Annotated in this window: 22 protein-coding genes; 12 read left to right on the forward strand and 10 right to left on the reverse strand. The window is 57.8% G+C overall.

The window, feature by feature from the left end:
* Positions 1-112: 112 nt before the first annotated feature.
* The 7 genes from ACXAH0_RS23150 to ACXAH0_RS23180 all read right to left on the reverse strand — a co-directional run bounded on the left by ACXAH0_RS23150 (position 113) and on the right by ACXAH0_RS23180 (position 7,066).
* Entirely contained in the window at positions 113-790 is a 678-nt protein-coding gene (locus ACXAH0_RS23150) for a pYEATS domain-containing protein (protein ID WP_475195421.1), read from the reverse strand.
* A gap of 43 nt (positions 791-833) precedes the next feature.
* Positions 834-1,625, reverse strand: coding sequence for a PASTA domain-containing protein (locus ACXAH0_RS23155; RefSeq protein ID WP_475195423.1), 792 nt, complete (start codon positions 1,623-1,625; stop codon positions 834-836).
* A gap of 675 nt (positions 1,626-2,300) precedes the next feature.
* Positions 2,301-3,521, reverse strand: a complete 1,221-nt coding sequence (locus ACXAH0_RS23160; RefSeq protein ID WP_475195426.1) for a trans-sulfuration enzyme family protein — start codon at positions 3,519-3,521, stop codon at positions 2,301-2,303.
* 306 nt (positions 3,522-3,827) lie between these two features.
* The gene (locus ACXAH0_RS23165; protein WP_475195428.1) at positions 3,828-4,526 is read right to left on the reverse strand and encodes a GNAT family N-acetyltransferase; all 699 of its coding nucleotides are present in this window, start codon (positions 4,524-4,526) and stop codon (positions 3,828-3,830) included.
* Positions 4,527-4,578: 52 nt separating this feature from the next.
* A complete protein-coding gene (locus ACXAH0_RS23170; RefSeq protein ID WP_475195430.1) occupies positions 4,579-5,112 on the reverse strand; it encodes a MarR family winged helix-turn-helix transcriptional regulator in 534 nt (177 codons plus the stop codon).
* 279 nt (positions 5,113-5,391) lie between these two features.
* Complete coding sequence (locus tag ACXAH0_RS23175) at positions 5,392-6,396, reverse strand: DnaJ C-terminal domain-containing protein (protein ID WP_475195433.1); 1,005 nt, start codon at positions 6,394-6,396, stop codon at positions 5,392-5,394.
* A 202-nt stretch (positions 6,397-6,598) separates the two neighbouring features.
* Complete coding sequence (locus ACXAH0_RS23180; protein ID WP_475195434.1) at positions 6,599-7,066, reverse strand: RT0821/Lpp0805 family surface protein; 468 nt, start codon at positions 7,064-7,066, stop codon at positions 6,599-6,601.
* Positions 7,067-7,146: 80 nt separating this feature from the next.
* Between ACXAH0_RS23180 and pdxH the strand changes: the two genes are divergently transcribed.
* Positions 7,147-7,782, forward strand: a complete 636-nt coding sequence (gene pdxH / locus ACXAH0_RS23185; protein ID WP_475183801.1) for a pyridoxamine 5'-phosphate oxidase — start codon at positions 7,147-7,149, stop codon at positions 7,780-7,782.
* Positions 7,783-7,943: 161 nt separating this feature from the next.
* Positions 7,944-8,684 carry a carbonic anhydrase gene (locus ACXAH0_RS23190; protein ID WP_475195436.1) on the forward strand — a complete coding sequence of 247 codons (741 nt, stop codon included), beginning with the start codon at positions 7,944-7,946 and terminating at the stop codon, positions 8,682-8,684.
* 138 nt (positions 8,685-8,822) lie between these two features.
* Here the strand turns inward: ACXAH0_RS23190 and ACXAH0_RS23195 are convergent, their stop codons facing one another.
* Together ACXAH0_RS23195 and ACXAH0_RS23200 are read right to left on the reverse strand one after the other, a co-directional pair.
* Positions 8,823-9,797: a magnesium transporter CorA family protein gene (locus tag ACXAH0_RS23195; RefSeq protein WP_475183806.1), complete on the reverse strand. Its 975-nt coding sequence runs from the start codon at positions 9,795-9,797 to the stop codon at positions 8,823-8,825.
* 1,055 nt (positions 9,798-10,852) lie between these two features.
* Positions 10,853-11,290, reverse strand: a complete 438-nt coding sequence (locus ACXAH0_RS23200) for a hypothetical protein (protein ID WP_475183811.1) — start codon at positions 11,288-11,290, stop codon at positions 10,853-10,855.
* Positions 11,291-11,555: 265 nt separating this feature from the next.
* Here ACXAH0_RS23200 and ACXAH0_RS23205 point away from each other — a divergent pair, with 265 nt between their 5' ends.
* A complete protein-coding gene (locus ACXAH0_RS23205) occupies positions 11,556-12,539 on the forward strand; it encodes a DUF1499 domain-containing protein (RefSeq protein ID WP_475183813.1) in 984 nt (327 codons plus the stop codon).
* Between the two features lie 27 nt (positions 12,540-12,566).
* On the opposite strand, the gene ACXAH0_RS23210 is transcribed toward ACXAH0_RS23205, so the two are convergent.
* A complete protein-coding gene (locus ACXAH0_RS23210) occupies positions 12,567-13,469 on the reverse strand; it encodes an MBL fold metallo-hydrolase (RefSeq protein WP_475195439.1) in 903 nt (300 codons plus the stop codon).
* Positions 13,470-13,790: 321 nt separating this feature from the next.
* On the opposite strand from ACXAH0_RS23210, the gene ACXAH0_RS23215 reads away from it, so the two are divergent.
* The 9 genes from ACXAH0_RS23215 to phoB all read left to right on the forward strand — a co-directional run bounded on the left by ACXAH0_RS23215 (position 13,791) and on the right by phoB (position 23,682).
* Complete coding sequence (locus ACXAH0_RS23215; RefSeq protein ID WP_475195443.1) at positions 13,791-14,270, forward strand: SRPBCC domain-containing protein; 480 nt, start codon at positions 13,791-13,793, stop codon at positions 14,268-14,270.
* 214 nt (positions 14,271-14,484) lie between these two features.
* On the forward strand, positions 14,485-15,810 hold the full coding sequence (locus ACXAH0_RS23220) for an ATP-binding protein (RefSeq protein ID WP_475195446.1): 1,326 nt from the start codon (positions 14,485-14,487) through the stop codon (positions 15,808-15,810).
* 162 nt (positions 15,811-15,972) lie between these two features.
* Positions 15,973-16,968 (forward strand): substrate-binding domain-containing protein, encoded by a 996-nt coding sequence (locus ACXAH0_RS23225; RefSeq protein WP_475183899.1) that lies wholly within the window; start codon positions 15,973-15,975, stop codon positions 16,966-16,968.
* A gap of 463 nt (positions 16,969-17,431) precedes the next feature.
* Positions 17,432-18,469 carry a substrate-binding domain-containing protein gene (locus ACXAH0_RS23230; RefSeq protein ID WP_475183823.1) on the forward strand — a complete coding sequence of 346 codons (1,038 nt, stop codon included), beginning with the start codon at positions 17,432-17,434 and terminating at the stop codon, positions 18,467-18,469.
* Positions 18,470-18,553: 84 nt separating this feature from the next.
* Positions 18,554-20,026 (forward strand): phosphate ABC transporter permease subunit PstC, encoded by a 1,473-nt coding sequence (gene pstC / locus ACXAH0_RS23235; protein ID WP_475195448.1) that lies wholly within the window; start codon positions 18,554-18,556, stop codon positions 20,024-20,026.
* On the forward strand, positions 20,026-21,375 hold the full coding sequence (gene pstA / locus ACXAH0_RS23240) for a phosphate ABC transporter permease PstA (RefSeq protein WP_475195449.1): 1,350 nt from the start codon (positions 20,026-20,028) through the stop codon (positions 21,373-21,375). Before pstC ends, pstA begins: the two co-directional genes overlap by 1 nt.
* An 11-nt stretch (positions 21,376-21,386) precedes the next feature.
* Positions 21,387-22,184 carry a phosphate ABC transporter ATP-binding protein PstB gene (gene pstB / locus ACXAH0_RS23245; protein ID WP_475183833.1) on the forward strand — a complete coding sequence of 266 codons (798 nt, stop codon included), beginning with the start codon at positions 21,387-21,389 and terminating at the stop codon, positions 22,182-22,184.
* Between the two features lie 31 nt (positions 22,185-22,215).
* Complete coding sequence (phoU, locus tag ACXAH0_RS23250; protein WP_475183837.1) at positions 22,216-22,911, forward strand: phosphate signaling complex protein PhoU; 696 nt, start codon at positions 22,216-22,218, stop codon at positions 22,909-22,911.
* Between the two features lie 72 nt (positions 22,912-22,983).
* Positions 22,984-23,682: a phosphate regulon transcriptional regulator PhoB gene (gene phoB / locus ACXAH0_RS23255; protein WP_475183842.1), complete on the forward strand. Its 699-nt coding sequence runs from the start codon at positions 22,984-22,986 to the stop codon at positions 23,680-23,682.
* Positions 23,683-24,140 lie beyond the last annotated feature (458 nt).

Consider the following 24,140-nt stretch of genomic DNA (forward strand, 5'->3'; position numbering starts at 1 on the left):
TCAAGATGATCGGACAAACTGAAAAGACTGCTCGGATCCATGAAAACACCTCCATGATCGAAGTGAATCAGAAATCACCTCCAATGGCGAGGTTTTTGCGGGTGTCCAGCTACTACTGTTGTCCCATTTCAAAATCTATGTAGCGCTGGAGCATAATCGGCTCAAGAGCCGTACCTTCCTGTGACTTCAAATGCACTTTACAAACACATAAAAATGGTCCGTAGGCAGCTGTTCGAAGACCAACAAGACCGTCTCGTGGCAACTCGGTAAAGATTTTGTTTCCCCAATATTGACCAAGATAAAAATCTACTTTTTCGATGTCATCGATTGGCCGATCCTTATGACGTTTCACTAATATATAGATGTCATACTTTTGACCATCCGTAGCTGACGGACTGATCACGTGAACTAGAAATAATCCTTTCTGGCTTTGATAAATATTTTGTCGGTAGAGGCTCCATTGTATTTTCGACTCAGGTTGATATATTACTTCGACTTCTGCATTTTTGAGGCTTTCCTTTTGATTAATCGCCTCAATATTATCTACTTCTGTTTTGGTGAAATCTGCTTTCTCAAGCTTTTCAAGCTTCGCCCGCCGCTCGAGTGATAACCACGGAGTAATAAAATTATCTCCGCTGCTAACTCTATTCACGATCGTTTTCGCAAATTGCTTTATCGGGTCCCGTAGAACAACAAAACCCGCCACCACTACACCTGCCCAAATTGCGGTTTGGACGACTGGACTTAGTGAAACAAAAAAGTCGATCCAATTAGTTTCTGCGTCCGCCATAGTCTCGAGCCGATCAAACTAAGTATCAAACAATTCATGCAAGTTACCTACAAATGGCACCAGTCGGTTTCGTAAAAGTTGGCACCGTTTTTCTTTCTGTCACCAAGCCTATCACGGTACCTTCCGAAACTGTGGCACCTTGTTGTGGCTCACTATTCTTGATAACAGGAAACCATTTTTCGCCTTCACATGGCGGTACGGTTGCCTGCCACCCACTACTCAGATCACCGCCAAGATGCGAATGTGAGAGGCCTAAGGCCTGAATATCGTCAACCACTTCGTTGTAAGGCCTGCCTAAAAGCGTAGGTAGTTTAAAGCCTTGCACAACAGTAATTGTTACAGGCACACCAGAATTGAAGAAATCTCCATTCTTCGGACTTTGTTCAATGACTGTGCCCACCGGGCCCGGTACACGCTTATAGTTAACATTAAGCCCGAACCGCTGATTTTTAACAAGGAATGTTGCATCTGCTTCATTCAATCCAATAAGGTTAGGGACGTAAATTCCGTTTGATTTGAAACCTCGCAGTGTTGAACCTGCCTTTACAACTGTACCTGCACTTGGTTCTTGGTCTCCAATAGTTCCCATCGCTTCGTATGAAATAGTTCCAGGACTATTTGAAAAGGACCAAACAAGATCACAGGCCTCTGCTATTTCCTGAGCTTTATCAGGATTGAATCCCAGTAAGTTCGGAACAATAATATTATTATCTTTAATCTTGCACTGATTTGGGCTGAGTGTTTGCGGATTTACACTCTGTGCTTTTGGATCATTGAACGTAAGCGAAAAAAACATCAAAATAAAAATGCAGGAGAATTTCTTGGAAATATACATCTTTTCCTCCCAAATATTTGCGCGTTTAGATTCGATTTGAAATTTTCAACTGTTTTTGCGAATTCAATCGACAAAGGTGTATTGGTTTCCGCAAAGCCCCAAAGTAAAATTCTTCAGCGTAAGCTCTAATTAGCCAGCGCCTCATTGGGCTTTATAGAATGGTCCAGCGATTACTTCACGAGTCAATTTCTATCTTGTATTCAAAATCATGCTTCTAAGTGTCTGCAATTTGCGGCAAAGACACAATCACTGATTGATCAATACACACAAATTCATCGAGCGCAACTGTTACACTTAAACGAACAACTTTCTCGCCTCTCTGAGGACCAACAACGGTCGATTGGTATTGAAATAGTTGACGGAAAAACCAAGCTTCTTAAGCTTGGGAAAATCACAGCTAAAGAAAGTTCGACCGGCGCCAAGATCGTAGGCGGGGAGCATGAAACGATAATTTTGATGAGATTAGTGCTGATGGAAAAAAATGGAAGATGAAGTCAGCCAGATAATTTCTATCGTCAAAAGTTCCGTAGGATACATTGATCTTCGGGGCGCTACTATCAACAACATGGACCTGTCCCGGATTCGGACCGCCGTTCTCACCTCAATCTTGGCCTGCGCCGAATCCTAAGTCTTCAAAGGGATTTGCGAGACAGCCCTTTGCGACACACGCTGCACTCATTCTCCCAAGGCATTGTGCAAATCCGCAATCAGGTCTTCCGAATCTTCCAGTCCTACTGACAAACGGAAGATGCCGTCGCCCGCATAGTCCCGGTATGCATTCAGCTGTGCACCCTCCAGGCGGAACGAGGTTTCCATCAAAGGGCCGGTCTCCATCCAGAAAACAAGCGACCTGTGATGGCCGAGCGAAACCGCATAGTGGATCACCTCGAGCCGGTCGATCATCTGCTGGGCAAGAGCCCGGCCCGTTTCCGCGCTGCCAACCTGAAAGGCAATCATGCCGGAAAAGTTCGACATCTGGCGCGTGGCCAACTCCGCCTGGGGGTGGGAGGCCAGGCCCGGATAGATAACGCGGGTGACCTTAGGGTGGGTTTCCAGCCACTCGGCAACAGCCTGTGCACCAGCCTGATGGGCCTTCATGCGCAGCGGCAGAGTAGCGGCGCCCCGCGCAATCAGCCACGCATTAAAGGGGGACAGAACACCGCCATGATGAATGGCCGCTTCAGCGCGCAAACGCTCTATCAGATCGGCCTTGCCCGCAATGGCCCCTCCGACCGCATCGCCATGACCGCCGATATATTTGGTGATTGAATGCATGATGAGATCAACACCGAGGCCAGCTGCATCCATTCCGAGCGGCGAGGCAAAAGTCGCATCGCAACTGAGCAGTGCACCTGCCTGGCGCGCGAGCGCGGATACGGCTGCAATATCGGTCAACCGGCCGATCGGATTGACCGGGGTTTCAATGTGAATGAGTTTCGTCTCGGGACGGACCGCCGCCGCCACGCTCTCCAGATCCGCCATGTTGACCGCAGTCACTTCGATTCCCATGCGGGGCAACGTCTCCCGTGCCAATTCGGCAACCCCTGCATAAGAGACATCAGAGACGACGACATGGTCTCCCGCTGCAAGAAAGGTCAGAAAGATGGCCGTTGCCGCCGCCATGCCAGAGGCCAGGCACAGGCAGCTTTCAACGCCCTGCATCGCTGCAATCTTGCGCTCCAGCATCGCCACAGTGGGATTGTTCCACCGGGAATAGAGAAAGCTGTTCTCCCCCTCCTGAATGTCATGGGCGGAGAACCCGGCGACCTCGCTGCTGACAAAGGTTGAGCTCATATGCAGCGCCGGGGCCGAGGCACCTGTCGCCGGGTCCGGAGCTTCCCCGGCATGAATGGCTCTGGTCATTGGTCCAGTTAGCTTGGTATCTTTCTTCATCATCATTTTGTCTTTCATCAAGCCCGCTTTAGTGCAGAGCCGGCATCGTCAACTTGTTGGTCATGTTCGGGTCAGTTAGATTTCTGTGATGTTTGATTATCACGATTTACCGTGGCCGAGAGTCTGACGAAAATTTCATTCAATGAAACAATAGGTTGACAGCCTTCGGCTCATTGTAGCACGCTCAACAAATAAGACCCTGTTTGATGGTTTTTCTGGTTCGCCGGCAAGGAAACGCGCGCAGGTCCGCCTGGTTGGCCGGGCAAGAGGCGTGACACAACACAGCGGTTCTGATCAATGCCCGGTGAACTAAGATTCGGCTGCGGCAGTCTTGCGCAGGACGGCGATATGAACCTCGCTCCAGATCTCAAAGCCGAGTTTCCGGTAAAGGGCAATCGCCCCCTCATTGTCCGCATAAGCATGGAGGAAGGGCAAGTCGCCCCGTGCGCGGATGGAGGCGGCAATATGAAGGGCGAGCGTGCTGCCAAGGCCGTGTCCCTGAAATGCGGGATGGGTGCACACTCCGCTGACTTCCGTATAGCCTTCCAGATCCAGCCGGGTGCCGCCCATGGCGGCCAGTTGGCCCTCCCGCTTGATTCCCCAGAACTGGCCGAGTTCGGGCGTGCGTTCCGTGAAAGGGCCGGGCTTGGTGAGCTCGGCCAGTGCGGACATGGCCGGGATATCGCTCTTGCCAAGTGGCTCGATGCTAAAAGCGCCTCTACGCGGGGGCTGGGGCCGCCGCTCGGTCATCAGAACTCCGAGGGCTGTCTTTTCAGCCTCAAGCGAAGGAGGCAGGGCGATCTCTTCTGCCTGCAGCAAATAGACTGGGGCCTCCTCCGGTGTCATCAGTCCGGCCAGTTCGGTCAGGGCCTCGACTGAATTGTCCCTGGCGGCTGCGAAGGGGGAGATTTCGGGCATGAAGCGCCGCGCGTGCCCGCCTCCAAGAGACACCGGAGCCTGACGGGAGGAGAGGGCGGACCAGACCGCCCGGTTTAACGGATGTGACATGATGGGCTCTTTTGGGGTGAGACGCGGCTGCGCTGGGGAGGTCAAACGGCGGTCAGGGGTCTTGGGACAGTGTTCCGGGGGACGCAGGCGGCCAGCCGGGCAAGGGGGCGTCCGCGCAGCGGCCGACAAGGGGCCGGGCCTCCAGCGCATCTTCCAGCTGGGACAGCTGGTCCAGAAGCGAACCTTCCAGCCCGGCACAGGCGTCGGCGACCGTTTGCAGGCTTCTCGGCCAGAGCGTTTGCCGCAAATGCGCGGCCAGCGCGTCCCCCTTCGGGGTCAGGACGACCTGGCTGACCCTCTTGTCCCGCTGATCCGGGCGGCTGTCGATGAGACCGGCGGATTTTAATTTGTTGACCATCCGGGTGACGCCCGGTTGGCTTTGGCCAAGTGTGCCGGCCAAGGCGCCAATGCTGAGCGGACCGTGCTGGTCCAGGGCGGCCAGGATGGGGTTGTGGGAGGCTGGCAGAGAGGTGCCGGCCACCTGATCGCTGATCTCCTGGGTCTGCGCCTGCAGTTTTTCCCCCAGCCGTTTCAAGCGGCTGCCAAGCGTGCTGTATCCAAGCGAACGGAGGATGTCGTCAGTCATGCGGTTTCCTTGATTTATATAACAAGTAATATAACATATTATATAAATCAATCTGTGGTATGACATCGCGCTTCAGACGGCTTGCTCGGATCGGAGAGGAGTCCCCCGAAAAGGGGATAATGGAAAAGGCGAAGCAGCGCCGCGGCGCGGCTTGAAACGGGAGACGACTGGCTGGCGGACCTCCTTAATGTAGGAACCTGAAAACAGCCACGCCGCCCAAAGGGCGGCGTGGCAGCTTATTCAGATCCGAACGGGTTCAGACTTATAAGTCACGGCCAATCAGTCAAATTCAGGGCCGCGGGCGCGGTAGGGGGTGATCGCCTGCCAGGCCTTCATCAGCGTGTCGAGTTCTTCGTCGCCATGGGCCGGCATGATGATCTGCGGTTTGACCAGAAGGTCTCCGTGGCCACCGCTCTTGGTCGGCAGGCCCTTGCCCTTCAGGCGCATGGGTTTGCCGCTGGAGGTGCGGGGCGGAATGGTCAGATTGACAGCGCCCGAAAGGGTCGGGGTACGCACCTTGGCCCCCAGCACAGCCTCATAAAGGGTCAGGGGCAGGTCCAGATGCAGGTCCCAGCCCTTGACCTCAAACAGCTCATGCGCCCGGAAGCGGATCTCGACCATGGCATCGCCTTGCGGGCCGCCATTCTCGCCCGGTTGACCCTGGCCTTTCAGCCTGACTTTTTCGCCTTCTTCCACCCCGGCGGGCAGGGTCACATTGACCGTTTTGCCGGTCGGCAGTGTGACTTGTGTCTTTCCGGAATTGACAATGTCTTCCAGCGACACGCGGGCGACAAGATCAATATTGGCGCCCTTGGTCTTGGGAGGCGTCTTGGCCCGTGCATGGGCGCCACCGAAGCCCGATCCGGCCCCGCCCCGGGCGCTGCGGCCTCCGAAGCCGCCAAAAATATCGTTCAGCAAATCGTCGAAGCCACCGGTCGGGCCCCCAGCGCTGCCCGGGCCCGCGCCAGGACCTCCGCTGGAGCGGAAGCCGTGCGTGCCGCCCGCGCTGCCGAAATCCTCAAAGCCGGAAAACCCTTCAAAGCCCCTGGACTGGTACCGCTGCTTGCCTTCCGGGTCGATTTCGCCCCGGTCGAACTGCGCCCGCTTGTCCTTGTCGCCGACAATTTCATAGGCCTGGTTCACTTCGGCAAATTGCTGCTGGGCTGTCGGATCATCCTTGTTCTGATCCGGATGGTATTTCTTGGCCAGCTTCCGGAAGGCCTTTTTGATCTCGCTCTCGCTGGCGGTTTTCGCCACGCCGAGAACGCTGTAGGGATCGCGCATTCACATCACCAGGTTTCTCAGATTTTCAGGTCAGGATCCTCACACGCAATCCCTCCGGATACAGCGCCTGCTCCGGAATGTGCGTTGGAAATTGTGAGTACTGACCCGACGTCTTTTAATATCGGTATAAAGCACCTGAAATTCCAGCCCATACCTTGGGGCGGTTCATAGATGTCTCTTATGGGCACAAATGCCCGGCTGATCAAGCGTCGGTGACGTTGAGGGTGGTGACGGCAAATTTTTGCGAGATATCGCGGCAGGCGGTGCCGGAATAAAGGCGGATTCCGGCGATTGTATTGGCCGTTGTGCGGAACGAAACGCAGCCGGTCTGGCCCAGCAGGCCGCTGTCGATATCCGTCAATGTGCCGGAATTGCCGCTCTCCGGATTGAGCCAGGACAGCAGCAGGTCGCTGTTGGGGCCGCCCGCATCGAGCGTGGGGCTGAGCGTGTCCAGATTTTCTGCAATCACGGCCCGGTCCTGCGCATCCACATCACTATAGGCCTGATCAGAGGCGGAGGGAATCGAACCGGTGAGAAGCGTCGGTGTGTCAATATCATTGCTGCCCGTGGGGACGGTCACCTGGGCGCAGCCACCAAGGCCGCCGGCAGACAAAAGCGCCAGGGCGACAAATAATTGGATCTTGGCATGCCCAAGGGTATATGAACGCATAGAACACATCTTTTAGACAGCCCTCACGCTGGGAAATGAATGGCGTGCTGCAGGCAGTCGATTTCTTCGACGGGTAACCAATGACAGACCTGAAGCATCCTCCGGAAGAGTTAACAAAAGGTGACTTTACGGACGTCAAGAATCCATTCGATCTTTTTTCTGAGTGGCTTGAAGACGCAAAGGCAGCTGAGCTGAACGATCCGAATGCGGTGGCGCTGGCCACCACCGACGACCAGGGCCTGCCAAATGTGCGTATGGTCTTGCTGAAAGATGTCGATGACCGGGGCTTCGTCTTCTACACCAATTTTGAAAGCGCCAAGGGGCGCGAATTGCTGGCCTCCGGCAAGGCGGCCATGTGTTTCCACTGGAAATCCCTGCGCAGGCAGGTCCGGGTCAGAGGTCTGGTCGAGGAGGTCACGCCAGAGGAGGCGGATGCCTATTACCAGTCCCGGCCGCGCGGCAGCCGGATCGGTGCCTGGGCGTCCAAACAGTCCCGGCCGCTGGAAAGCCGCTTTGCGCTGGAAAAGGAAGTGGCGAAATTCACTGCCAAATTCGGCCTGGGCGAGATCCCGCGCCCGTCCCATTGGTCCGGCATGCGCCTGGTACCGACCTCCCTTGAATTCTGGCATGACCGTCCGTTCCGCCTGCATGACCGGATTCTGCTGACGCGGAGTTCTGTTGATGATCCCTGGCGGAAAGAACGCCTCTACCCGTGATTGAATATTTGGGCGTTGCTTATACTTGTCTAGAACAACTGCTGGTTACTAGGTATTTATGACAAATATTTAACTTTTCGCAGTGCGGTAGGAGGCGTACCTCCTCAGTCACCCCGAAAGCGCGGCTGTGGTTGCCGCGCCGGGGAAGCATGGAGAAACGCATGAAGTTCCGCTTTTTTGCAACTGCGGCCACCGCCATGGTGATCGCTTCCTCCGCCATGGCGGCCAGCACGCCCCATTGGAGTTATGAGGGAACGGAAGGCCCGGCACATTGGGGCGAACTTGCCGATCATTTCGAAGCTTGCGAAGCGGGAGACGAGCAATCGCCGGTCGACCTGACCAACACCGTCAGGGCCGAGGCGGCCGATGTGCAAATGCACTGGAACCCGAAAGCGGATTGGACCGAGGTCAATAACGGGCACAGCATTCAGGACAATTCCAAGGATGGCGGCACCATCACCCTGGATGGCAAAACCTATACGCTCAAGCAGTTCCACTTCCATGCGCCGTCGGAACACGCAATTGACGGCAGGAAATACCCGATGGAAGCCCATTTCGTGCATGTTGCCGACGACGGCACCATTGCGGTCCTGGCTGTCATGGTCGAAGGCGGCGGCGAGAACGAGCTGTTCCAGTCCATCATGGATCATGCCCCGGATCAGGAAGGTGGAAGCTGGATCGTCGGGCAAGCCGACCCGGACCGTCTGATCCCGGCAACAACACATTTTTACCGCTACCAGGGCTCGCTGACGACGCCGCCCTGTTCAGAAACTGTGGTCTGGACAGTTCTGAAGGAGCCGATCAAAGTGTCAGACGGTGCGATTGCGGAGTTTGAAGCGCTCTACGACCACAATGCCCGGCCCATTCAGGACATTGGCCGCCGGTATATTCTGGAGAAATAGGTCCGCGTCGGGACGGCGGCTGGCCGTGTTGAACGTTGCGCTCGCGGGCGGCCTCCGGGCCGCCTGGTTTTCTACCAGTCACACGCCTGAGCATGTCAGGGCCCGGGGACAGAGGGGCATGATCAACTGCGCTATGTATTAGAGCAGGCGTTTCCAGCGGAAAAACAGGAAGGTTGCCACCACCGAGACCAGCATCATGCCGAGGGAGAACGCAAACCCCTGTTCCCATTTCAGTTCGGGCATGTTGATGAAGTTCATACCGTAGATCGAGGCGATCAGTGTGGGAGGCATGAAGATCAGGCCCAGCACCGTGAAGATCTTGGAAATCTGGTTTTGCTCCAGGGTCACCAGACCCACGGTCGCATCCAGCAGAAAGGACAATTTGTTGTCCATGGCGTCCGCATGTTCCTTGATGGAGCGGATGTCCCGGCCATGGATCTTCAGATCCGAGATCTGCTCCTCGTTCAGAGAGAGCCGTTTGGCCTGCGCGCCCATGAACAGCAGCATCCGTGCCAGGCTTGTGCACACATCATGCATTTTGGCCACCTGGAGGCCCAGTTTGCCAACCCGTTTGATGGCGATCTGGTAACTGGCGGTCTTGCGCATGTTGAGGCCATCCCCGAAAACCTCCAGGGCCAGGTTGTCATAGCGGCCCGAGGCTGTTTCCATTTCGTCAGCGCAGCGGTCCACAATGGTTTCCATCAGTGCAAACAGGACAGCCGGACCGGTATGGGCAATGGTCGCGTCCGCCTGAACTTTCTTGGACAGGATGGCGATCGATTTCGGGTCTCCGAACCGAACGGTGACAAGGCGTTTCGCGCTGAGGACAAAGGTAACCGAAGACAGGATCGGGTCGGGGGTTCTGGTCGCCATCGGCATTTGCACGGTCATGACGACGGCGCCCGGTTCTACATATAGCCGCTCGGAAGTCTCAATGGAGGCGATCTCCTCCCGGTTTGGAATTTCCGCCCCCATCAGCTTTTCGGCAGCCTGCAGTTCAGCGGAGGTAGGAGCCTCCAGATCAATCCACACGGAAGTGGCCGGAACCGGCATCTCCGGCGTAAGCTCGACCTTTTCAAGGCCTTTGACGGAGGGGCAATAGGCAACGATCATTCGGGACGTCTCCGCTTGGAGGGCAGATGGCAGGGGCAGCATGGGAGGCAGACCCTTCCAGGTAAAGTGGATAGCGGTTTTGCAGCCGCAATTGCAAAGGGAGAGTGCCCCGGAACCTGTCCGTGCTTTTGCGTGAATGGGATCTGTTGGGCCGAACCGGCAAGAGCGGAGATCTTAAACGGCTGCCAATAGAAGAGTGCGGCCGGGGGCTGACTTGCCCGGACGAAAGGATGTGGCAACAGCCAACCATTGACAGGGCCCATCCGCTTTTGGCGGAGCCTGTCAAGTGACACCATGTGCGACTGTTTTGCCCCATGTTTGACACGTCCGCCAGCCTTTCAGCGGCAGTGTGCCCAAGACAAAACAATCCGGCAAGCTCAACAGAACCGGGAATACACTCCTGTTGAGAACAGTGTTTTCAAAGACGCCGACCGGCCCGGCGCTGGCCTTGAAACAAATTGGTCCGCGCGGAAACGGTGCGGATTATTTCTGTTTTTTCGTCGCCGCGCCGGCGTTCTTGCACAGGGCAGCGGCGTTGAGGGCGGCAATGCCGACCGGTTTATAGTGATTTTCCAATTTTGCTCCCGCCGGGATCTGCTTGACCGGTTGGGACGATTGTTCAGACATTTTTCCAGGTCCGTGTTGGTTTCAGCCCCCGCTGGCTGTTTCGTTTGAATGCGGAAAGGTGCGGGCCGCGTGCATGTCATTGCCAATTGCGGCGAGGAAAGGGCGATGGGCCTTAAAAACGATACTCTCCGCAATTTGACGCAGTCAGCATGCGCTTCTTTAGCCGTCTCAGCCAGTCACATTTCATAACAACCTGTAACTTTTCGGGTGTGAAATTGAAGTAGTCAACTAAGTATTCGTTAAAGTTTTAGAGCAGGTCGCGTTTGATTGGATTTGTCTGTCACGGACCCGCATCGGCGATTTCGACGCTAAAGAAAAAGTGCTTTGGAACCGGATGAACGTGGCATGTTCTGGCTGCCGACGCTGAAGGACTGGTTTCGTATGTCTTTGACCCGACTCTGGTGAAAAGCCGGGTGCGGCAGGGCTGCTCAGATCAGGTAGGTCTGGTAGGCGCGGGGGGGCCTGCCCTGAAGGGCGCGCGCAAGACCGCACAGACAGCGGGTGAGGCCCAGGGCCAGGGTCAGGCCAAAAAGCGCCAATCCGGCAAAAATCAACGGAGCTGCAAGTGCGACACCGGCCAGAATGGTCAGGCCGCCGACGCATGTGCCGATCACCAGAATGGCGATTGTAGTGCGTACATAAAAATAATGTGCCTGGAGCGCCCGGCCGGCCCGGTCTGCAAACCGGAGCGCAAAAAAAAGGGCGAACGGGAGAAGTGCCGCAGTGAGGACAAGAAGATAGCACAGGACAACATTTGCAAAACTGGCCCCCAGCAGACCCTCGCGGTCCAGTTCCGCCTGCGGCAAGCAGGGAGCAGGCGGCTGGGGCAGATCTCTGGTCTGCCGCGGCTTTTGCAGCCCGGTCATGGCCACATGTTCCCTATGGACAAGTGGCAGGTCCGGGGAGCGTGGCGCGGGAGGTTGGACGATACTGTCATGAGATCATGTCTGACGTCTGGGGCTTGAATGAGCCTGCCAACAGGCGACTCGCCGGTTGAGCAGCTCAAAGGTAGTATGCGCCAATTGCGTTAGGGAAGTTCAATTTTGACAATTTGACTTTAAACCGAAAAAACAACTCTGGTCTTGCCGGTCGCCGGCACATAGCATGCGCTCTAACGCGGGTCGGGATGAAATGAAGCGTTACGCCGTTTACAAATCTGCTTCTGCGCCAGCAAGCCGGGTTGCCGGGTCGGTCGCGCTGGCCATCGTTGTGATCGCCTTTGTCGCAAAACGCATTGCGGTGATTGATGCGGATGTGTTTGTCCTGTCGCTGTTCTTCGCCGGCATTCTGGCTTTTCTGGCTGTTCTGGCGGCGCTGCTGGCGTTTCACCGCATCTGGTCCCGCGGCGGTCCGGGCGTGCCGTCCGCTCTGGGCGGGCTGGTGCTTGGGGGACTTGCCCTGGGACCGCCCGTTCTTGTGGCGGGAATGTTGATCGCAGCTCCTGCGGACAGGGACCTGTCGACAAACCGGCTTGATCCTCCAGGGCTGGTGGCTGTTTCGGAAACGGCCGAGCAGCCTTTCTTGACCTGGGCCACCGCATGGCTTGCCAAGGATGTCTGGCCGTTTGTGCCGGATGTCTCGGAGGTGCTGCCGCATGGCGGGCTCGCAGAGGCGGGTGGTACGGCCGATATCGTGCCCCGCCGCTACCGGATTGCGCCGGGCCAGTTGCACGTTGCGTGTGCCAAGGCCTTGGACAACCTCAACTGGGCCGTTGTGGACGAGCTGCCACCAGATCTTTTGGACGCGGCAACCCGTCTGCAGGCGCAAGGGGCAACTGCTCTGCTGGGGCTCAAATTCGACATTGCGCTCCGCGTCCGACCGGACAGGCTCGGCGCTTTATTGGATGTGCGGGCTCATTCGGCCACCCCGCTCCGGGAGCTGTCGGGCAATGCGGACCGGATTCGCACAGTGTTTGACGAAATAGACAAGGTGCTGCTGGAAACCTATGGCGATCTGGCCCGCTTGTCGGTGGAAGAAGAGGACAGCGAACGCCTGGAGCCCGATCCTGTTGAGCCTCCTGTCGAAGTCATTCCGCTGCCCGGATTCAAGCCCTATTTTGAGGAAGACGAAGAGCTGCCGCCCGGCGGCCCGGAGGTCAGTGATCTGGCTGGCTGAGCGCGGGGCGGGAGCCTGTGCCTCCCTTTAGGACGCCAGACTGTAGCGGGACGACAGGGAGAGCGGGGCGACAGTGCTGACCAAGGCCCGGTCCACCAGATCTTCCAGATGGGCAAAGACCGACAGGGCGGCGGCCGGATGGAGCGCCGGGTCCACCCCCGCATAAAGCTGGCCGACCAGTTCCGGGATGCTGTGCCCGCCTTTGGACAAGAGGCTGAGGATCGCCGCTTCCCGGCCCAGCCTGTGGTCTTTCAGGTCCTGAACATAGTCTTGGGCATTGTCGATGACGCCGCCATGGCCCGGAAGATACCGTGTTTCGGTTCTCGCCAGAAGCTTGTCAATGGAGGCCATATAGGCGCGCATGGAGCCGTCGGGCGGGGCCACAATCGAGGTTGCCCAGCCCATGACATGGTCGGCGGACAATAGTAGGTCCGCTCCAACAACGGAAAAACACAGGTGATTGGCGGTGTGCCCCGGGGTTTCGATGGCTTCGACTGCCAAAGAATCCGTTGAGAAAATGTCACCGTCCCCGAGTTGCCGGTCGGGCCGATAGTCCTTGTCGCCGCTGGCATCGAGCGGGTTGATTTCATTGTCCTGCAGGGCCCGGGCGGGGTGGTGCGGTCCGCAACCCACAATCGGCGCGCCGGTTTTCTCTTTCAAAAGCCGGGCTGCGGGGGAGTGGTCCATATGGGTGTGACTGACCAGGATGGCATCGACCCCGGCGCCACCCACTGCCTTGAGGAGGGCCTCCAGATGGGAGGCAAGGGCAGGGCCCGGATCCACGACCATCAGCCGCTCTGTGCCCAGAAGATAGGTGTTGGTGCCGAAAAACGTGAATGGCCCGGGATTCTCCGCCGTCAGACGCCTGACGCCCGGGGCCAGCTCCACGGCCGTGCCATAGGCGGGATCGAAGTCGCGATTGTGTTTCATCGGGCGCCTGCCAAAGAGTGTCGTACGGCCTCTTGAACCGGGCCGGGATCATTCCTGCGACCTTGAGGCAGTTCTGTGCCGAAGGCAACTGCGGGATCACGCGCTTTGGTTGCTCGGGCGCCGTTTGAGGCGCGTGATTGAATTTGCCTGTGTATCAATGCTTGTTCCAGGGCGTCATGCGGCTGACGTTTGAATCAGATAGAGGCAAAATTCGATTTGAATTCGGTGTAAGCTGAAAGCTGGGCCGCGCCGGATCAGGCCCCGGGCGGGCCTTGATGGCTGTGCGCGGGGAGAGGCCTTTTCGAATGTGGTGGAATGACAATGGCAGATGACCTGGAGTGCCGGTACGACGTCCTTCTGGACTGTCCGCGGGACCGGGCGTTTTCAGTGGTGGTTGACCAGCCGCAGATGTGGTGGGTCTCGCCTTTTTCCGGCGCGGCGGCAGAGCCGGTGGAGGCGGGCATTGACCCTTTTGCCGGCGGAAGCTGCTATGAAATGGACGGGGAGGGCCGCCGCCGGACCTGGGGTACGGTGCTGTCGATTGAAGCGCCGCTATATATCCGTCTGGCCTGGCAGGTGTCGCAGGAGGGCGGAGAAGTGGCCGATCCTCTTGCCGCCAGCCGGGTGATGATGAATTTCCGGGAGGCCGGGGACAAGACCCGTTTGGAAATCGTTCATTCGGAGTTTTTGAGACATGGTGAACATGGGGCCGAGTACCTGTCACAAATCCGCCGGCAAGAAGGCTGGCCCGCCCTGATCGCCCGTCTTCAGACCGCTGCCATGGCTGCGCCTTCGCGCTGATCCACGGGCTGCAAACGTTTCCCGGAAAATGCTTTTTCTGTCGCTTGGCTGACATGCTTGATGTGCTACTGGAGAAAATCATCCAGCTCCGGCCACGCCGTTTTCGCGCTTGCAAACTAGTAAGGCGTCGAAATAGTGTCGGCGCTTCGCGGCGAAACGTTGCAGGGTCCCAGTCGTCAAGAGTTTCATGTCCTTACCGTCATCTGAAGAGGAAATGTCCGAGCCCCGCCCGCCCGCATCCCCCCTGACGCGGATCGGAGAAGCGCGCTGGATATTGCTGACTGCCCTGTGCGCCGCCATGGTGGCTGTCCTTGCCCATGGCGTGCCCTTTTGGCCGGCCGTCTCCGTTGTGCTGGTCATGACAATTGTCGCCGCCTTTGTGCCGAGGCGGGCAGCTGGCCGGCGGCTGAAACTGACCACCCAGCGCGAAATGCGCCGCATGTGGCCGGGCACTGGCATGAAGGTGACAGTCGATGCCCTGCCGACCCCCTGTTTTGTCGCCGACGGGCGCGGCATAACGCGCTATGTCAACGCCAAGGCCATGGACGTTTATGAGGGGGTGAAGCCCGGCGATCCCTTGTCCTTTTCCCTGCGCGCGCCGTCTTTGCTGGAAGCATTTGACCGGGTTTGCACCACCGGAGGCGCAGAGCGGATCAGCTGGATCGAAAAGGTTCCGACAGAAACCTGGTATGAGGCCCATATCGCGCCGATCTATATGCCCGGGGCCGGCGGACAAGAGCGCGGGCGGGATCTGCCGGATTTCATCCTGGTGGTGATCCAGGACCTGACAGAAAACCGGCGCCTGGAGCGTATGCGGACCGATTTTGTCGCCAATGCCAGCCATGAATTGCGCACCCCGCTGGCGTCCCTGACCGGGTTCATCGAAACCCTTCAAGGGCCGGCCCGCAACGATCCCGAGGCCCAGGACCGGTTCCTGTCCATCATGCTCGATCAGGCCGGGCGCATGCGCAGGCTGATTGACGACATTCTGTCCCTGTCGCGGATCGAGCTGAAAGCCCATGTGCGCCCGTCGACGGTTGTGGACCTCACCGAAATCATCCGCCACACAGCCGACGCGCTGTCGCCGCTGGCCCGGGAGATGGCTGTTGAAATCAAGGTGACCCTGCCCGATGACCCGGTCCGGGTGCGCGGTGACCGGGACGAGTTGATCCAGGTTTCGGAAAACCTGATTGAAAACGCGCTCAAATATGGCAGTTCCGGCAAGGTGGTGGATGTGGGCTTGAGCGCGCTTGCCGACGAGCCGGAGGAGCCGGGCTGGGTGCTGTTTGTCAGGGATTATGGCGAGGGTATCCCGCGCGAGCATTTGCCAAGGTTGACGGAGCGGTTCTACCGGGTCGATGTGGAATCCAGCCGGGCCATGAAGGGAACGGGGCTTGGTCTTGCCATTGTCAAACATATCCTGACCCGTCACCGCGCCCGTCTGGATGTGGAAAGCGAGCCCGGCGAAGGAGCTGTATTCCGGGTCAAGTTTCCAGTCCTGGAAAGTGCGGAAGACAAACGTGGGCAAACCGGTGCCTAAAAAATCTGCAGCCAGTGTCGCAATACTGAAACCGGATGGTGTTAGCAGGTAAAAAAACACAGGGTTTCAGGCGGTTAATTAGTGCGCCGGGAAACCGTTTGGCCTGAAGACAATGTGGTGGTCCGGCATAGGCAAGCCGGCACAAGGAGTGTACCGGTGGCGATGGAAATGACGGTTCGCGCCTTCATGGCGGCTATGCTGCTGCTGATGCCGGGGCAGGCCCTGGCCAGGGACCGTGTTCTGATTGTCGGATCATCCACCGTGTTTCCCTTTGCGACCGCAGTTGCAGAAAAAGTCGGTGATAGCGGACTGAAATTCCCGATTGTCGAATCGACCGGTTCCGGTGCTGGCTTCGCGCTGTTCTGTGCAGGGGCTGGCGACGACACACCGGACATCACCAATGCATCCCGCCGCATGAAAAAATCCGAGTTCGAAACCTGCAAGGCCAATGGGGTCACGCCGGTGGAAGTTGAAATCGGCTATGATGGCATTGTTCTGGCCAATTCTTTGAGCGGCCCGGATTTTTCCGTCACCGTTGAGCAGCTTTATGAAGCTCTGGCGGAGAAGCTGTCCGTGGATGGTATGATCGCAGCCAATCCGAATGTCAGCTGGGCGGATATTGATGCGGCTCTGCCGGACGAGAAAATCGAAGTTCTTGGGCCGCCGCCGACATCCGGCACGCGGGATGCTTTTGAAGAGCTGGTGATGGAGGTTGGTTGTGAGGCCCATGGCGGCATGCCGCAAGAGGGGCTGTGCACCAGGATCCGCAAGGATGGCAGTTTTTTTGAATCAGGCGAAAATGATGATCTGATCGTTGGCGCCCTGGAAGCCAGCCCGGAACGGGTGGGTATTTTCGGCTATTCTTTCCTGGATCAGAATGCCGACCAGATCCGGGGTCTGGGGGTCAACGGCATCAAACCGACCTTCGAAAACATCGCTACGGGGGTCTACCCGGTGTCCCGGCCGCTGTTCTTCTATATCAAGAAAGAGCATGTGGGCCGCATTCCTGGCATTGAAGACTATGTGTCCGCGTTCACCGCCGAAGAGGCCTGGGGAGATGAGGGCTATCTGGCGGACAAGGGGCTGATCCCACTGGCCAGGGAAATTCGTCAGGAGCAGGCGAAAAACGTTCTGGCGCTGACCGAACTGCAATTTTAGCGGAAGCCCCAGTTTATTGGATTTTCCTTTCGCACTCTGACAACCAGAAATGGCGAGGCTAAAGGCAAAGCGATTTGAAGCCATGCGTCCGCGGCGCGCTGCAGGGTTTTTTTATTTGAACCTGATCTGAGTCCTGAAAACGAAGCGGTTGCGCTGTTGAAAGACGTTATGAGAAATCTGGCGGCTTGAAACCAGAGATACCGGGCTGCTTTTGAAACGGATAGGCGTCAAATCCGCAGTGGCAGTCTCGCTGGCGAGTTGGAATGCCGCGCCGCAGAAAATACTGAGACAATACGGTTACAAAAAGAAAAAGTATAAATAAGTCAGTATTTTACATTGTCATAAAACAGATAAATAACTGTCATATAACTCACATCCATGGGGCCTAGGGTCCCGGCATCGCCCGCGCATTCTGGCGCGGGGTGATCATCTACAAACCTTGACATTCAAAGGGAGTGGTCAAGTGAAATTTACGACCCTCGTTAGCGCAACCGCCCTGGCTGTTGCTTCCACTGCATTCGTAGGCACAGCCCAGGCTCGCGACCAGGTTCAGGTTGCCGGTTCTTCCACGGTTCTGCCGTACGCTTCCATTGTTGCCGAAGCTTTTGGCGAAAACACCGACTTCCCGACACCGGTTGTTGAGTCCGGCGGTTCTTCTGCTGGCCTGAAGCGCTTCTGTGAAGGTGTTGGCGAAAACACCATCGACGTTGCAAACGCTTCCCGCAAAATCCGCGAAAAAGAAATCAAGGCATGTGCGGCCAATGGTGTGAAAGACATCATGGAAGTGCGCATCGGCTATGACGGGATCGTTTTCGCGTCTCAAAAAGACGGCCCGGCTTTTGTGGCTTTCACGCCGTCTGACATCTTCAACGCTCTTGGCGCCAAGGTGCTGAAAGACGGCAAGGTTGTCGACAACCCCTACACCAAGTGGTCCGAGTTCAACGCCGACCTTCCGGACGCTGAAATCGACGCCTTCATCCCGGGCACCAAGCACGGCACCCGTGAAGTCTTCGAAGAGAAGGTCCTGGCTGTTGGCTGTGAAGCAACTGGCGCTCTGAAAGCCATGATGGATGCCGGCATGTCCGAAGACGACGCTGAAGATGCTTGCATCGCAGTGCGTAAAGACGGCAAGTCCGTGGACATCGACGGCGACTACACCGAAACCCTGGCCCGTATCGACACCAACCCGAACGGCATCGGCGTTTTCGGTCTGGCGTTCTACGAGAACAACACCGACAAGCTGAAAGTCGCAACGATGGATGGGATCGCTCCGTCCACCGAGACCATCGCTTCCGGTGAATATCCGGTTTCCCGTCCGCTCTTCTTCTACGTCAAGAAGGCACATATCGGCGTGATCCCGGGCCTGAAAGAATACGCTCAGTTCTTCGTTTCTGACGAAATCGCTGGCCCGGACGGTCCTCTGGCTCAGTACGGCCTCGTTTCCGACCCGGAACTGGCTGCGACTCAGGCTGCTGTTGCTGCTGAAGAAACCATGAAGTAATCAGCCGTCCGGCTGATTGTGAGGGGCGGCCGTGATCGCCGCCCCTTTTTCTTTTTGTACTTTCTAAAAATTCCGGGGGAGCAAATGCCTTTGTTCTGGCTCATCTTGACCGTGCTCATCATCGCTGCGGTGGGGTACGTTCTTGGGCGGTCGCGGGCCCTGTCCAGTGCCGGGGGAGAGCTGTCGGCTCTGCATTCCCTACCGTCCTATTACGGCACGAATGTCGCGATGAAGGCTGCCGTTCCCGCCTTGTTGCTCCTGATCGCCTGGCTGCTCGTGCAGCCGATCTACGTGAACAGCTCCATTTCCGGCATGATCCCGGAAAGCGCCATTCAGGAAGGCTCGTCCCGGGGTCTGGTGCTGGCTGAGGTCCGCCGGACCGCGCGCGGCCTCGACAATGCGGTCGCGATTGGCGCCATGGATGAAGACTTCGCGCGCAATGCCCGCGCCGACTTCACCGACGTCACCACCCGCCTCAAGGATGCGGGCCAGATTGTGACCTCCCAGGTCACCCAGCCGGTTCTGCGCGCCGCGCAAAGTTTCCGCGTGATGAACGCCACCGGCAATCTGATGATGACCGTTGCCATTCTTTTGGTCTCCCTGGCCGGGGCAGCCTTTGGCCTGCGCGAGACCAATGCTGACTTCCGGGCGCGAAATGTGGTCGAGCAGGGTATCAAGGCACTGCTGATTGCAGCGGCCTCGATAGCCATCCTGACCACCATCGGCATCGTGTTGTCGCTGGTGTTCAACACCGCCGAGTTCTTTCGTCTCTATCCGGCCACGGACTTCTTCTTCGGCACGACCTGGTCGCCAAGCTTCTCCGGCCGGGGCAGCTCGTCTGAGTTGGGCATCGTGCCGCTGCTCTGGGGCACGTTCTACATCTCGCTGGTTGCCCTTGTGGTGGCAGTGCCGATCGGCCTCTTCGCCGCCGTCTATCTGTCGGAATATGCCGGTCCGAAAGTACGGGCCGTCGCCAAGCCTCTTCTGGAGGTTCTGGCGGGTATCCCGACCATTGTGTACGGTCTCTTCGCCCTTCTGACCGTCGGGCCGCTGCTGATGTCCATCTTCGGGGAAAACGGCCTTGGCATCATGCAGGCCGGGACCGCCGTCATGACGGCCGGTCTGGTCATGGGCATCATGCTCATTCCCTTTGTCAGCTCGCTGTCCGATGACATCATCAACGCGGTGCCCCAGGCCATGCGGGACGGGTCCTACGGTCTGGGCGCGACCAAGTCGGAAACCGTGCGCCAGGTGATCCTGCCTGCCGCGCTTCCGGGCATTGTCGGCGCCATTCTGCTGGCAGCGTCGCGCGCCATCGGTGAAACCATGATTGTGGTGCTCGGGGCAGGGGCAGCCGCACGGCTCAGCCTGAACCCGTTCGAAGCCATGACAACGGTGACTGCCAAAATCGTCAGCCAGCTGACCGGGGATGCGGATTTTGCTTCGCCCGTTGCGCTTGTTGCCTTTGCGCTGGGCATGACGCTGTTCGTGATTACGCTTGGTCTTAATATTGTCGCGCTTTACATCGTGCGCAAATACCGGGAGCAGTATGACTGATGACCGATACAACTCTTCCTCCCGAAGCGGGCGAAACCACTTCGGCCGCGCCGCGCCAGCCCAAGTCGCTTTATGCGCTGGATGATCTCACTCGCAAGCGCAATGCAGCGGAAAAGCGGTTCCAGGCTTATGGCATCGCCGCCATCGTGATCGGGCTGTTCTTTCTGGTGGTTCTGGCCTTTGCCATCATCTCCCAGGGCATTCCGGCCTTCTCGCGCACGGTTGTTGAAGTGAAGTTTACCGTGACGCAGGAGCAGTATGAAGCAGCGGAAAAGCAGCTCTTCAAGACGAAAGCCTATGAGCAACTTTTCCTGGACGCCCTGACCGCCCAGCTGAAGGACAGTGGCATCGAAGCAGCGGTTGAACCGGCAGCCATCGGCCGCATTGTCGGCAAGCCGGGCAATACAATCCGTTCCTTTTACCGGGAAAATGAAGACAAGCTCGGCGAGCCAGTCGACTTCAAGCTGGCCGCTTCGTCCCGGGTGGATGGCTATATCAATGGCCGGATCACGCGCGACAACATGACCGACAGCCGGTTCCTGCAGTCGTCGGATCTGGACATTGTTGACCATCTGGTCGATGCGGGCGTCCTCAAGAGCGTCTTCAACTGGCAGTTCGTGACCGGTGCGGATGCCGGGGTGGACAATCCGGGTGCTGCTGGCATTGGGGCGTCCGTGGTCGGTTCCTTCTTTATGATGCTGGTCGTGCTGTTCCTGTCCCTGCCCATCGGCGTTGCCGCCTCCATCTATCTGGAAGAGTTTGCACCGCAGAACCGGTTCACCGATCTGATCGAGGTGAATATTTCCAACCTGGCTGCCGTACCGTCCATCGTGTTCGGCATTCTGGGCCTGGCCGTGTTCATCCAGTTCATGCATCTGCCGCAATCCGCCCCGCTGGTCGGTGGGCTGGTGCTGACGCTGATGACCCTGCCGACCATCATCATCTCCACACGGGCGTCCTTGAAAGCGGTGCCGCCGAGCATCCGGGATGCGGCGCTGGGCGTCGGAGCGTCCAAGATGCAGGCCATCTTCCACCATGTCCTGCCACTGGCCATGCCGGGCATTTTGACCGGCACCATCATTGGTCTGGCCCAGGCTCTTGGGGAGACCGCGCCGCTGCTGCTGATCGGGATGGTCGGCTTTGTGGCCCGTGGGTATCCGGACGGGCTCGTCTCCGGCTTCATGGACCCGAACTCCGCCATGCCGGCCCAGATCTACACCTGGGCGGCCCGGGCCGACTATGCCTTTTACGAGAAGGCCTGGGGCGGGATTATTGTGCTCCTGATTTTCCTTCTTTCCATGAACATTCTCGCAATCATCCTGCGCCGCAGGTTTGAGCGCCGCTGGTAAGGATTGATCCGATGAACGAGATGCCGACGATTGAACAGGCGAAAGAGATGACCGACAGCAAGATTTCCGCCAACAAGGTCCAGGTCTATTACGGCGACACCCATGCCATCAAAGACGTGGATATTGAAATCCAGCCGCGTTCCGTTACGGCCTTCATTGGCCCGTCCGGCTGTGGCAAGTCGACCTTCCTGCGCACCTTGAATCGCATGAACGACACCATAGATATCTGTCGTGTCGAAGGCTCCATCAAGATTGACGGCGAAGACATTTACGATCCGAAGGTCGATCCGGTGCAGCTGCGAGCCAAGGTGGGCATGGTGTTCCAGAAGCCGAACCCGTTCCCGAAGTCGATCTACGACAATATTGCCTATGGTCCGCGGATCCACGGCCTGTCCCGCAACAAGGCGGAACTGGACGATATCGTGGCCTCGAGCCTGCAGAAGGCCGGCCTTTGGGAAGAAGTCAAGAACCGGCTGGATGAGCCGGGAACAGGCATGTCCGGCGGACAGCAACAGCGTCTGTGCATTGCGCGCGCAATTGCCGTCAGCCCGGAAGTGATCCTGATGGATGAACCATGTTCTGCACTTGATCCCATTGCTACGGCAAAGGTTGAGGAACTGATCGACGAGCTGCGCGAAAACTACACGATCGTGATCGTGACCCACTCCATGCAGCAGGCGGCCCGTGTCTCTCAGCGCACCGCGTTTTTCCACCTGGGAATTCTGGTTGAGGAAGGTCAGACAGAAGACATCTTTACCAACCCGCAGGACAAACGCACGCAGGATTACATCACCGGACGCTTTGGCTAAGCGTATTTGCGAAATCTGAAGGGGACACAGGATGTCTGAACATACAGTCTCGGCTTATGACGAGGAACTGACTGCCATGGCCGGCAAAGTCGCCGAGATGGGCGGCCTTGCAGAACGGGCGTTCGCGGATGCGGTGCATGCGCTGGTCAACCAGGATCTTGATCTGGCCAAGGCTACCATTTCCGGCGATGAACGCCTGGATGGGTTGCATCAGGACGTGGAGATGAAGCTGATCGAGATGATCGCCCGCCGCCAGCCCATGGGGCAGGACCTGCGCGAGATCACTGCCGCCAGCCGCATCGCCAATGACCTGGAGCGGGTGGGCGACCTGGCCAAGAACGTGGCCAAGCGTGTGATTGCCATCGATAGCAATCTCCAGTCCAAAAAGCTGGCCATCGGGGTCGAGCACATGACCGAGCTGGCCCTGTCCCAGCTCAAGCAGGTGCTTGACGCCTATACGCGGCGCGATGCCGAGGCGGCGCGCCGGGTGCAGGAAGGGGACGCGGAAGTCGACGCGATCTATACTTCCCTTTTCCGGGAATTGCTCACCTACATGATGGAAGACCCGCGGGTGATCACCCAATGTGTCCATTTGCTGTTCTGCGCCAAGAACATCGAGCGGATCGGGGATCACGCGACCAATATTGCGGAGAATGTCTTCTTCATGGTCACAGGCGAGCGTCTGCCGGAAGAGCGGGAAAAGCTCGACGAAACGACCAGCGCATAAACCTCTGCAAAAAACAGTGCGCAATTTCCGGCCGGCGCCTGGGCGCCGGCCGCCTAGACGGAGCAAGAACGAATGCCGAAGGTCCTCATCGTTGAAGACGAAGAACCGCTCAGCCTTCTCTTGAGATACAATCTGGAAGCGGAAGGATATCAGGTGGATTCCTGTGTCCGAGGCGATGAGGCGGAAATCCGCCTGCGGGAAAGCCTGCCGGATCTGCTGCTTCTGGACTGGATGCTGCCGGGCCTGTCCGGCATTGAACTGTGCCGCCGCCTGCGCACCCGCGAGGACACCGAGCGCCTGCCGGTTATCATGCTGACGGCGCGGGGCGAGGAAGCGGAGCGGATCCGCGGCCTGTCGACCGGGGCAGATGACTATGTGGTCAAGCCGTTCTCCGTGCCGGAGCTGATGGCGCGGGTCCGTGCGATCCTACGCCGGGCCAGCCCGGAAGTGGTCTCCACGATGTTGCGTTCCGGCGATATTGAACTGGACCGGGAAACCCACCGGGTCCGGCGCAATACCAAGGAAATCCACCTGGGCCCGACCGAGTTCCGCCTGCTGGAGTTCCTGATGACGTCGCCTGGGCGGGTGTTTTCCCGCGAGCAGCTTCTGGACGGTGTCTGGGGTCATGATGTCTATGTGGACGAGCGCACGGTTGATGTGCATGTGGGCCGTCTGCGCAAAGCCCTCAACAGGGGCAAGGCCAAGGACCCGATCCGCACGGTCCGCGGCGCGGGCTACGCCTTCAACGATCAGTTTTCAGCTGTCGGCTGATATCAACCTCACCAAACAGGACCCTATTCGACCGTGACATGAGAGCGTTCCGCAAGGAACGGGTCACAGGGTGATGTGCGGCTTCGTCCAAGACGCGCGACACGGCGGAACGCTCTCGTGTCGTAGCTTAAGGTGGCTCCTACCAACCTCAATAGATAGGAACCGATCTGACCGTGTTTGGGGACTGTTCGTCAAGGAGCAGGTTGCAGGGCGATATGGTTTATCGTTCAAAACTTGGGACGCAGCTGAACAGTCCTCAAACACGGCCTCGGTGGCCTGCTCCGGCCCGCCGGACTGCGTTGCGCCGCTTGAACGGCCAACAGGCCGGTCTGCGTGCCTCTCCTTGCCGGTGAACTTGCCCACTCCAATAGGGACCTTTTGGGTGAGGTTGGCATGGGGCCTAGTAGGGGGCTGGAAAATAAAAGCACGCTTCAAACTGAAAAGCCCGCCAAAATGGC

Source organism: Roseibium sp. AWQ4_290, assembly GCF_056160985.1.